Source organism: Fulvivirga sp., assembly GCF_040220315.1.
Lineage (GTDB): Bacteria > Bacteroidota > Bacteroidia > Cytophagales > Cyclobacteriaceae > Fulvivirga.
Window position 1 is genome coordinate 1 of the sequence record NZ_JAVJUY010000315.1, and the last position, 10,523, is coordinate 10,523.

Below are 10,523 nucleotides of genomic sequence, written 5' to 3' on the forward strand. Positions count from 1 at the left end.
ATTGAACCCTTTGGCAAATTCGAGGAACTTAACATTGAGCGTGAGGTAGTTGGGTTATTTATTTCAGGCCACCCTTTGGATGATTATAAATTCGAGATTGATAGCTTTTGTAACATAGAATTATCACAACTGAATGAGTTAGAACCATTGGAAGGAAAGGATCTGAGAATGGCCGGCATAGTTTCCGGGTTTGCGCATCGTACAACCAAAGGTGGCAAACCTTTTGGCACCCTAACTATTGAAGATTACAACAACAACTTTACCTTCTTCCTTTTTGGAGATGACTATGTGAAATTCAAAGAATATATGATGCAAGGCTGGTTCTTGTTTTTACAAGGCCGCGTTGTTCGCCAGAAATGGGGTGACCAACGCCTGGAAATGAAGTTGCATAGCATAGAACTTCTGAGCGAATTAAGAGATAAGAAAACCAAGGGCATTATAGTTACAATGAATGCCGATGAAGTGAACAGCCAGGTAATTGAACAGATTGAAAAAGTGTGTTCCCAATTCAAAGGTGATCTTTCGCTACGTATGAATATTCTTGATCGGGAAAACAATATTGCTTCAGAGTTGCTTTCCAGAAAGTACACCATCAACCCAAGTAATGAAATGATTGAGGAGATGAAGAAGATTCCTGAAGTGGAATGTAAAGTATTAGTTTAGTATATATAATCCAGAAAACATGAATAGATTAATTAATGCAAGCCTGTTGATGCTACTGTGTACAATATCATCACTAGCCCAAAATCGCAAGCTCTCTGTTGATACGCTTGTGGTAACACAACATTCCACCACCATAAATGGTCAAAAGGTAAATTATTCAGCAACTACAGGCACACAACCAGTTTGGGACGAGATGGGCAAACCGATTGCTTCGTTATTTTATACGTATTATCAGCGAACGGACGCTGGAGACAATGCTGCAAGACCATTGATTATGTCTTTCAACGGTGGGCCAGGATCTGCTTCTGTTTGGATGCACATTGCCTATACCGGGCCAAAAATTTTAAAAATTGATAATGAAGGGTTCCCTGTTCAACCTTATGGCATTCAGGACAACCCTTACTCTATTCTGGATATAGCCGATATTGTATTTATCAATCCGGCTAATACCGGTTACTCCCGCACGATCCCGGAATCAGGCAAAGAAGTAGATCGGGATAAATTTTTTGGCATCAATGCAGATATTGAATATCTGGCTGATTGGTTGAATACATTTGTCACCAGAAATAACCGATGGCGTAGTCCTAAATATATTATAGGTGAGAGCTATGGCGGAACACGTGTTTCAGGCCTGGCATTGGAACTTCAAGAGCAACAGTGGATGTACCTCAATGGCGTAATTATGGTTTCGCCTGCGGATTATTTGGTATTCGATTCTGATGTACCCATTTCTTCAGGAACAAATTTGCCTTATTTCACAGCTGCTGCCTGGTATCATAAAATGTTGCCTCAGGAACTTCAGTCAAAAGATTTAACGGAGATATTGCCGGAAGCTGAGAAGTTTGCTCTAGACGAATTAATGCCGGCCCTAGCCAGAGGTGGTTTCATCCCCGAGGCGGATAAACAGCGAATTGCCAAGCGCATGTCTTACTATTCCGGTTTGTCTGAAAAATCAATCTTGCAAAACAACTTGGATGTTTCAACGGCCTTTTTCTGGAAAGACTTGCTTCGCGATAAGACTGGTCAAACTATCGGTCGGTTAGACTCCCGATATTTAGGTTTAGACAAAATGGAAAGTGGTGACAGCCCCGATTACAGCGCGGAACTGACTTCTTGGTTGCACTCATTTACACCAGCCATTAATTATTACATCAGAGAACATCTGAAATTTAAGACTGATATAAAATACAACATGTTTGGTCCTGTGAGGCCGTGGAACAACGAAAACAATACAGTGCGTGAAGATCTCCGACAAGCAATGGCCGAAAATCCGTATTTAAAAGTTTTGTTTCAAGCTGGCTATTATGATGGTGCTACAACTTACTTTGCTTCGAAATATACCATGTGGCAAGTAGACCCAAGTGGTAAAATGAAAGATCGTTTTTACTTTGAAGGGTATCGTAGCGGTCATATGATGTATTTGCGCAATGAAGACCTTAAAAAAGCGAATGATGACTTAAGAACATTCATCAAAAACAGCTTTGAGAAAGGTAAATCAGCTAAATACGAATAATAGTATTGAATTTCGGTGGTAGGATTTACAGTTCAAACCCGTAAATCCTACCATCTGTATTACCCACCCAAATCATGTTGTCGATAAGCACTGGCGAACCGGTAAATCCGTAATATGTATCTTTTACATTCTCCAAAGCATATCGCCACTGCTCTTCACCCGTTTCAGCATTTAATGAAATGACATAGGCAAAATGCTTGTAGAAATAAGAGTTATTGCCCACTGTAGCAGCATACACATTCTCACTTGTCACTAACGGACTCGCCCATGGACAGCCTCCTGTATCAAAATTCCATTGTAGTTTGCCATTAGCAGGATTTAGTACTGTAATAGTTTGTGCATCTGAGGAGCCTACGAACAATCTATCATTTTCAATGACCGGTGTGGATTCTACCCACGAATACCAATTGTAATATTGCCAGCTTAATTCTCCATTCATGGATAAGGCAAATAGCGTATAATCCCTACTCCCAAAAATCACTTTACCGTCATAAAATGTTCCTCCACCTACAATCGGGAACCCAGAATCATAGTTCCATATTAATTCGCCCTCTCTGCTTAAAGCGTAAACTCTTCCATCAAACGATCCGAAAATAATCATATCATTAGCCACTACAGCCTTTGTTCGTATAGCTCCTGATGTCTTATATCGCCAGATTACTTTTCCATCCGTAATGTTGATTGCATATAAGCCACCACTACCATTACCATAATAGATTCTGTCTTCGGTGAATGCAGGCTTAGCCGAAAAGAAGTCATAATTCTTAGCCAATCTCTCCAAACTATCTACCTCCAATTGTACCTTCCAATTCATTTGTCCGGTTTTGGAGATACTATAGAAAATACCATCATCGGAATACACATAAATATTGTCTTCATAAACTGCTGGTTCCGACCTAAAAGCTCCCTGCCCTTTAAATGACCATTCTACCGCTTGGTTTTTAGGACTTACCCGAAACAAATGTCCATCAGTGGTAGCTGCCAAAATAGAACCCTCAATCGTTCTAATACCTGCCCAAACGGATTCATGCAAATCAATTACTGCACTTGGCTTTCTGGTTGTAGGCTTAAGTGTGGCCTCCTCTAACTGTGGTTTTTCCGATTTTGTCAGTTGAAACGGTATCTCATATTTAGGTACCAGCACCTGTGGCAATGTGCCTGAAATTGATTGATTGGTTTGATCATACAACAAATTCCAACCACCGATTTGAATGGTATCATTATTTGTTGTAACTCCTTTGAAATTAAAGCTCCAGTCGTACTCAGGCACAAGCAGGTTTACTTCATAGTCAACACTATCTTGTATAAGCTCCAGCCCAATTAGCGATTTTTGATTGTTAAAAACGGCCTCACCCTGCCAGTAACCAACCAGGGGATCATTGTTTTCCTCAGTTGAACAAGATGTAACTAAAGCCATTATATAGATTATTGTGTAAACGGTGTATTTCATAAATTATGGTATCTTACAATTCTATTTTGTCTACTTGCAATTTGTATTAATTGAATTTAATTTAACTAGATGCATTCATTTAAGTTGTCTATATTACTAGTTTTCATAACGGGTATCACCTTTGCTCAAGATCTAAACTCACTTAGCAAACCCCAATGGCTGGAAGATTACGACAAGCTGGCCTACAACATAAAAGCACGTCATGTAAACCCATATGCCTACTCTACTAAGGAGCAGTTTAACAATATAGTGATGAATCTGGGGTACAGTTTAGATGAACTAACCCTTGCCGAAAAACTGGTTGAACTGATGCGCATTGCCAACCAACCGGGTGATGGAAAAACGTCAGTAAATGTGGAGCCCTATTTTAACTACTACCCTATTGAGTTATTTTGGTATTCCGATGGCCTTAGAGTTGAAAAAATCCAATCTTCAATGAAGCACTATGCTGGCCATCAGGTAATTGCCATCGATGGAATGAGCGTTTTAGATGCCGCCAAAAAAGTGCAGGAATTAATCCCTTCGAATGAAAATTTATATTATCGTTCCAAGTGGGATCAAAGATGGCTAAGAAATGCTGATCTTTTACACGTTCAGGGTGTTACAAATGATCCTGCCACTGCCATCTTCACCTTACAAGATGAAAAAGGAAATAAAGAAGATGTAAAATTAGATGCGATATCATTTTCTGACCTTAAAAAAATAGAATGGCAAATGGGCTATAGCCTTGATTCGCATCTTGAACAGACTAAGGGAAAGGATTATAATGTGACCACCTTTAATGAATTTACTATCTATATTAAAATGTCTCACTACCCAGAAATGACTATCATGAAGAAAGAAGTTGAAAGCCTGCTTCCGCTTCTTGAAAACAAAGCATTCACACATTTGTTGATTGATTTACGCGAAAATGATAGTAGCTCTGGTGAAGCTATGCAATACCTGGCCAAAAAAATCAAGAAAAGTGATTTTGATGAGCATGGTAAAACTTATGTGATTACAGGTAGAGAAACGTTTGGGCAAGCATTTACGGATACCTACATGCTTATAGATGAATTGGACGCATTACTGGTTGGCGAACCAGGTGCGCATAACCCTAATAATTTTGAAATTGGGTATTCCGATGTATTACCACACTCAGGAATAAGTTATACGGTGGCGGGATCAACCATTAGAATGCAGCCGTCAGAATCTGATGATATGGATAAGATACCCACTACGATGATTATGCACCAGCGTATTTCACCTGATTACGAAATGCGTAAAAAGGGTTTGGATGAAGTGCTTGACTGGATCATAAAACAGCCCTGATGCATCCTTTTCAACTTTCAGCAATTGATCATGTAGCCATTCGGGTAGCCGATATCAAGGCTTCGGTGGAATGGTACGAACGCGTTTTAGGGTTGAAAAAAGTAGCTCCGAAAGAATGGAAGCCCTACCCTATCTTTATGATGCAGGGTAAATTTGGAGTGGCTCTATTTCCTGCCAGAATAAGAGATCCACAACTCGATAATGCCTCTAAAAATGTAAAAATAGATCACTTTGCTTTCAACGTAACAAAGCAAGATTTCAACAAAGCACAGACCTGTTTTCAGGAACAGGGCATTCCTTTTGATTTTCAGGATCATCATTACTTTCATAGCATTTATTTGCACGACCCCGATGGCCATACGGTGGAGTTAACCACTTTGGTTAACGGAGAAAACATATTTAGCTAATAACGGACATAATAGCTGTTCAATATTGAACAGTCAGAAGCAAAATCTTGCTCTATTCACCTCTCCAAGCAGTGGCATTACTATTGAGGTCATCAAATTTTTTATCAACCTCAACGTTAGAACTCCATGAAAAAGGTCAAAAACTTCTTTTGGTATTGCGCTGGTGCCGATCACCAATTACTCGAAAAATGCCCGACTGATGAAAGTAAGTATGTAGGCATTGGAGCCACAATTTTCTTTACCGGTCTGTTTGCTGCACTAGCTGCAGGCTATGGTTTATACACGGTATTTGACAGTTACCTGATTGCCTCCACTCTTGGGTTAGTATGGGGTTTGATGATTTTTAATCTCGACCGGTTTATTGTTTCCAGCATGCGAAAAACCACACTGAGCAATGAGCTAATTATGGCGATACCCCGCTTTGTGTTGGCTATTCTAATTTCGATTGTGATTGCCAAACCGCTTGAATTGAAAATATTTGAGAAAGAGATTAATGGTGAGTTGGCTGTGATGCAGGATGAGATGAAAACTGCCAAGGAGGAAACCATCAACATAAAATACAACGAGCAAAAGCAGCAAATAACAAGTGACATAACCCGACTTAAGGCAGACATTCATACTAAAACCACACAACGCGATGAATTGAGCAGAATAGCACAACAGGAAGCCGATGGCACTGGAGGTACAATGAAAAGAAACCCCGGCCCTATTTATCAAATTAAAAAGGCCGATGCGGAACGGGTGAATAAAGAATTAGATGAGTTAATGGCCACTAATCAGCCATTAATTAATGAAAAAGAAGCTCAGGTTAGCACTGTTGACTCATTACAACAGGCAGAACTGTTGGCTCTGGAAACTACGGACATTGGCGGACCAGCTGCCCGACTGGAAGCCTTGAACCGATTGGCCACTCAGAGTTCAGCTATTTGGTGGGCGAATGCCTTTATTATTCTCTTATTTATTGTGATTGAAATTAGCCCCATACTGGTAAAGCTGCTTTCCACCAAAGGCCCTTACGATTACCTGTTGCAAAAAGAAGAGTACCAGTTTGAAGCCAATGCGTATAAAGACAAAGGATTTATACACGATGGTATTAAGAAAGAAACCGAAGCTCTGGCAAATAAAGAGAAAGAGTTTGTACGGTCTAACCTGGATATGAAGCTAGATAATGCCTAACTTGTTCTTTTGAACCTGCCTCAAAAAAACCTAGCTTAGAAAAAATACATAGCGAATATGTGCCACTAGTGGCACATATTCGGTTGTTGTGTGTCATACACTTTCCGGACGCAAATTTGTACTAACTTGACTCTATTTTCGTATATTCATATAAACTGATCAATATGATAACTAAAGAGAAACTTAAAGAGCAGATTGACAAATTCCCTGATGAGGAAATTTCAATTGACGAATTAATTGAGAGGATGGTTTTTATTGAAAAACTTGAACAGCGAATTAAGATCTCGGAAAAAGGCGGAAAAACAATTTCTAATGACACATTAAAAGAAGAGATTTCAAAATGGTCGAAATAAGATGGCTCAACGAAGCCAAACTTGATTTAAACGACATATTCGATTATATCTCAAGAGATTCCAAAAGATACGCTCAACGTCAAATTGACAGAATCTTCGAGCGGACTCAAATACTAACTAGTCAACTTAGAGTGGGTAAAGTTGTCGAAGAAATTAACAAACCGGAAATTCGTGAATTAATAGAGGGTAATTATCGCATAATTTACCGAATTATCGATGAAAAGACAGTTGACATCCTAATGGTTCATCATGGTGCCAGGGATTTAGTTAGGCGTATCAACAAATAAAACAACACACAACACCATATAGCATTCATGCCTTCGCTCACTTTTAATGAAGGCAGTGCGACTTGGCCATATTTCTTGTGTTTCGTGTTCTTCGCTAAGGGTTGTAGTTCTTCCGTGAGGTTATTTTTGTAGTGCGCAAGTGCAGTTGCGCCAGGCTGACGCATGAGGGCCTTTGCCACAGTCCCAGCGGCTTGGTTCAAAACACAAAAAATATTACTTTCACCTTCATTAAGTACGGTTGCGGCACGACATGCTATACACGTACGTTATTGATTAACAAATGTTGATGAAAAATATTATAATATCATTAATAATACTATTCCCACTTCTTGCCAATGGACAATCTGAAAAGGACAAAAACAAAGCCGAAGAGATTGGATTAAAGGCAATTCAAATAATGGATGAAGGAGATTACAATAAGGCTGTTACTCTCTTGCTCAAAGCTCAGAAGTTAGATCCTAACAGATTTGATTACCCATATGAAATTGGCTATGCCCTCTATCAGTCAAAGCTATACGAACAGACAATTGAATGGTTAAATCCTCTAATGAGTCATCCTGAAGCAACAGATGTTTTATACCAGTTATTAGGAAACGCCTATGACGAGTTGGAATATCGGGACAGCGCAATTTGGTGTTATCAAAAAGGAATAGAAAAATATCCGAATAGTGGCAAACTATTTTTAGAATCTGGAATAGTCGAATACAGAAAAGAAAACTACGATCAAGCTGTTCAATACTGGGAAGATGGAATTAGAGCAGAACCTAATTTTTCATCTAATTATTTTTGGCTTGGAAGAACCCTTTCAGATTCAAACCTCAAAATTTGGAGCCTAATGTACGGTGAAATTTTTATGCTCCTTGAACCTAATACCCATAGAACCCAAGAAATGAGCGAGATTCTATACGATGTATACAACTCTTCTATTGAATTCGAAACTGATACTTCGTCACGAGTATCACTAAATAAAGAAATAGTCATTAAAGCTGATGAATTTGCCGAAAATCCTATAATTCCATTTGAATTGAATTTTGAAGCTCTTTTCACATTGGCCTGTGCGCCAGATTCATCAAGAACCAATAAAGACTTGAACATTTACTTGTTTTCAAAAATTCGACAAGATTTTAGTGAATATTGGAATCAAAAAGACTTTTCACAAAATACCCTATTTGAATTTCATCAAATCCTAATTAAACATGATGTGTTTGATGCTTATAATTATTGGCTATTGATGATGGGAGATATAGAAAATTACAAGTCTTGGTTTGACAGCAATGGTCAAGAATTCGAGGTATTTGCAGCTTATTTCAATAATTACAGACCAACATTTAATAGTGAAAATTTAGTAATTAGAAATTAAACTGTGCACAACATCCACTAAACGCTATTGGCTCTCAAGTGGTCTCCTTTTGGGGCTTCTCTGTTTGTACTGTTTAGTAAGGCGTGTGTCACATGTAAATAGTTCTGCCTTAGAAATAGCCAAACCCTATGACATAATCTAAAAGTAAATATGTAATCTTTATGCCCTTTAAAGTAAACCAAACTTTCTGAATCAAAATACTACTCAACCAATATGAACCTCAACCAAATAACCGTACCATCATTAGATTTAAGCAAATCAATTCCTTTTTATGAAAAGCTAGGGTTGAAACTAATCGTAAAATCATTGCCGCATTATGCACGGTTCGAGTGCCCTGATGGTAATTCAACGTTCTCAATTCACCTAACTGACAAACTTCCAGAAGGTGATGGGATTTATGTTTATTTTGAATGTGAGAACTTAGATGAACATGTTAAGAATTTGAAAGCTAAAGGAATTGAATTTGATCTGGAACCAACAGACCAAAGATGGCTGTGGCGTGAAGCCCGATTGAAAGATTTAGATGGTAATCAGCTTATATTATTTTATGGTGGTGAAAATAGATTAAATCCACCATGGAGAATTGATACAGTTTAACTGTTATCCGACAACCAACTTCCTGCCCAACTCAGTCAAAAACCCAACGCCATAAGCAAACAGCTGCACAAAGGAAGTAGCAATACTCAATACCGCTACATGAAGGTTTTTGTTTTGCGCTAAAGAGCTGACAAAATTGAGCAAAAAGAAAAGGCCATACACGCTATAAGCCGCTATGCTCAAATATACATTCACTGCCGACCAGAAAGGTAACGTGATAAACCCGAGAGTGAATAATGCCGGAAACCAGTGAAAGAGTTTTACCTCCGCTTCATAAAAACGGCCCACGTTTATTCTGGCTCTGCCAAAGAAATGAAGCTGCTTATAGAACTGAGGCAAAGAGGTTCTTCGCTTATGATACACGTAAGCATCCGGTATTAAAGCTGTTTTAAATCCTGCTTTGATTATTCGCATGCTGAATTCCAGATCCTCTCCCATTCGGGTAATCTTATAGCCGCCTACTTTTTCAAACACTTCTTTGGAAATACCCATGTTAAAGCTTCTGGGGTGGAAGGTTCCATAATGCTTTTTATTCCCGCGTATTCCTCCGGTAGTAAATGGCGAAGTCATGGAATAACTAATGGCCTTTTGCATAGGTGTGAAAGAAGCATGTGCTTTATCCGGCCCACCAAACGCATCTGCTTTGTGTTCTGCCAAATAATCTTCCACTGCCTGAAAGTAGTGTTCAGGTATCAAGCAATCGGAATCAAAAACAATGAAGTAATCGCCCTTGGCTTTCTCAAAACCGAAATTACGGCTAAAGCCTTGACCTGAGTTTTCTTTGAAGTAATACTGAACATTTAGTTGATCTGCATATTTCTGAACAATGTGCTCACACTTTTCAGAAGAGCCGTCTTCAATCACCAATACTTCAAAGTTGGTGTACGTCTGCCTGGTTAAACTTTCAAGCAGCTCATCTATTTCTTGCGGACGATTATAAATGGGAATAATGACTGAATACAAGCGCATTAGCTCACTCGAATAGAATCAGAAACGAGGTAATCTTTGCTGGAATTGGATTTCATGGCCAGCATTTCAGCAAGGAAACCGGTTAAAAACAGCTGTACACCAACCACTAAAGCCACCAAAGCCAAAAAGAATAGTGGCTGATCGGTAATATCTCTTACTGGTAATTTATAATGCAGCTTATACAACTTATCTCCAATAACATAGCAGGTAATAACGAAGCCAGAAAAGAAGGATATTGTGCCTAACAAACCAAAAAAGTGCATGGGTTTGCGCTTAAATCGGCTCACAAACGTAATGGACAATAAGTCTAAAAAACCATTGACAAAGCGCTCCAATCCAAATTTGGTAGTGCCGTATTTTCGTTCACGATGTTGTACCACCTGCTCGCCAATTTTCTTGTAACCGTTCCATTTGGCTATTACCGGAATGTAACGGTG

11 protein-coding genes and 1 pseudogene are annotated in these 10,523 nt (G+C 38.9%); 9 read left to right on the top strand and 3 right to left on the bottom strand.

Going from position 1 to position 10,523, the window contains the following annotated elements; translation table 11 throughout:
- Together RLO81_RS15970 and RLO81_RS15975 are read left to right on the top strand one after the other, a co-directional pair.
- On the top strand, positions 1-663 hold a 663-nt coding region (locus tag RLO81_RS15970; RefSeq protein ID WP_350113862.1), incomplete at its 5' end, for an OB-fold nucleic acid binding domain-containing protein.
- 19 nt (positions 664-682) lie between these two features.
- A complete protein-coding gene (locus tag RLO81_RS15975; RefSeq protein ID WP_350113865.1) occupies positions 683-2,176 on the top strand; it encodes a S10 family peptidase in 1,494 nt (497 codons plus the stop codon).
- A 25-nt stretch (positions 2,177-2,201) separates the two neighbouring features.
- Here RLO81_RS15975 and RLO81_RS15980 read toward each other — a convergent pair whose 3' ends face one another.
- Positions 2,202-3,626, bottom strand: coding sequence for an outer membrane protein assembly factor BamB family protein (locus tag RLO81_RS15980; RefSeq protein WP_350113868.1), 1,425 nt, complete (start codon positions 3,624-3,626; stop codon positions 2,202-2,204).
- Between the two features lie 69 nt (positions 3,627-3,695).
- Here RLO81_RS15980 and RLO81_RS15985 point away from each other — a divergent pair, with 69 nt between their 5' ends.
- The 7 genes from RLO81_RS15985 (at position 3,696) to RLO81_RS16015 (ending at position 9,117) form a co-directional block, all read left to right on the top strand.
- On the top strand, positions 3,696-4,937 hold the full coding sequence (locus RLO81_RS15985; protein WP_350113871.1) for a S41 family peptidase: 1,242 nt from the start codon (positions 3,696-3,698) through the stop codon (positions 4,935-4,937).
- Positions 4,937-5,344 carry a VOC family protein gene (locus RLO81_RS15990; protein WP_350113874.1) on the top strand — a complete coding sequence of 136 codons (408 nt, stop codon included), beginning with the start codon at positions 4,937-4,939 and terminating at the stop codon, positions 5,342-5,344. The genes RLO81_RS15985 and RLO81_RS15990 overlap by 1 nt, the downstream gene beginning before the upstream one ends.
- Before the next feature lie 126 nt (positions 5,345-5,470).
- Complete coding sequence (locus tag RLO81_RS15995) at positions 5,471-6,520, top strand: DUF4407 domain-containing protein (protein WP_350113877.1); 1,050 nt, start codon at positions 5,471-5,473, stop codon at positions 6,518-6,520.
- A 164-nt stretch (positions 6,521-6,684) separates the two neighbouring features.
- Positions 6,685-6,873, top strand: a complete 189-nt coding sequence (locus tag RLO81_RS16000; RefSeq protein ID WP_350113880.1) for a hypothetical protein — start codon at positions 6,685-6,687, stop codon at positions 6,871-6,873.
- Complete coding sequence (locus RLO81_RS16005) at positions 6,861-7,160, top strand: type II toxin-antitoxin system RelE/ParE family toxin (RefSeq protein WP_350113884.1); 300 nt, start codon at positions 6,861-6,863, stop codon at positions 7,158-7,160. Before RLO81_RS16000 ends, RLO81_RS16005 begins: the two co-directional genes overlap by 13 nt.
- A 286-nt stretch (positions 7,161-7,446) precedes the next feature.
- Positions 7,447-8,520 (top strand): tetratricopeptide repeat protein, encoded by a 1,074-nt coding sequence (locus tag RLO81_RS16010; RefSeq protein WP_350113887.1) that lies wholly within the window; start codon positions 7,447-7,449, stop codon positions 8,518-8,520.
- A 213-nt stretch (positions 8,521-8,733) separates the two neighbouring features.
- Positions 8,734-9,117 carry a VOC family protein gene (locus RLO81_RS16015; protein WP_350113890.1) on the top strand — a complete coding sequence of 128 codons (384 nt, stop codon included), beginning with the start codon at positions 8,734-8,736 and terminating at the stop codon, positions 9,115-9,117.
- 3 nt (positions 9,118-9,120) lie between these two features.
- Here the strand turns inward: RLO81_RS16015 and RLO81_RS16020 are convergent, their stop codons facing one another.
- Entirely contained in the window at positions 9,121-10,086 is a 966-nt protein-coding gene (locus tag RLO81_RS16020) for a glycosyltransferase family 2 protein (protein WP_350113893.1), read from the bottom strand.
- Positions 10,086-10,523: pseudogene (locus tag RLO81_RS16025) on the bottom strand (glycosyltransferase); the annotation flags it as partial. The gene RLO81_RS16020 and the pseudogene RLO81_RS16025, both read right to left, overlap by 1 nt.

Bases quoted from the DNA above. Each gene is read 5' to 3' on its own strand.
- RLO81_RS15975 (WP_350113865.1), top strand. From the start codon at position 683: ATGAATAGATTAATTAATGCAAGCCTGTTGATGCTACTGTGTACAATA.
- RLO81_RS15980 (WP_350113868.1), bottom strand. From the start codon at position 3,626: ATGAAATACACCGTTTACACAATAATCTATATAATGGCTTTAGTTACA.
- RLO81_RS15985 (WP_350113871.1), top strand. From the start codon at position 3,696: ATGCATTCATTTAAGTTGTCTATATTACTAGTTTTCATAACGGGTATC.
- RLO81_RS15990 (WP_350113874.1), top strand. From the start codon at position 4,937: ATGCATCCTTTTCAACTTTCAGCAATTGATCATGTAGCCATTCGGGTA.
- RLO81_RS15995 (WP_350113877.1), top strand. From the start codon at position 5,471: ATGAAAAAGGTCAAAAACTTCTTTTGGTATTGCGCTGGTGCCGATCAC.
- RLO81_RS16000 (WP_350113880.1), top strand. From the start codon at position 6,685: ATGATAACTAAAGAGAAACTTAAAGAGCAGATTGACAAATTCCCTGAT.
- RLO81_RS16005 (WP_350113884.1), top strand. From the start codon at position 6,861: ATGGTCGAAATAAGATGGCTCAACGAAGCCAAACTTGATTTAAACGAC.
- RLO81_RS16010 (WP_350113887.1), top strand. From the start codon at position 7,447: ATGAAAAATATTATAATATCATTAATAATACTATTCCCACTTCTTGCC.
- RLO81_RS16015 (WP_350113890.1), top strand. From the start codon at position 8,734: ATGAACCTCAACCAAATAACCGTACCATCATTAGATTTAAGCAAATCA.
- RLO81_RS16020 (WP_350113893.1), bottom strand. From the start codon at position 10,086: ATGCGCTTGTATTCAGTCATTATTCCCATTTATAATCGTCCGCAAGAA.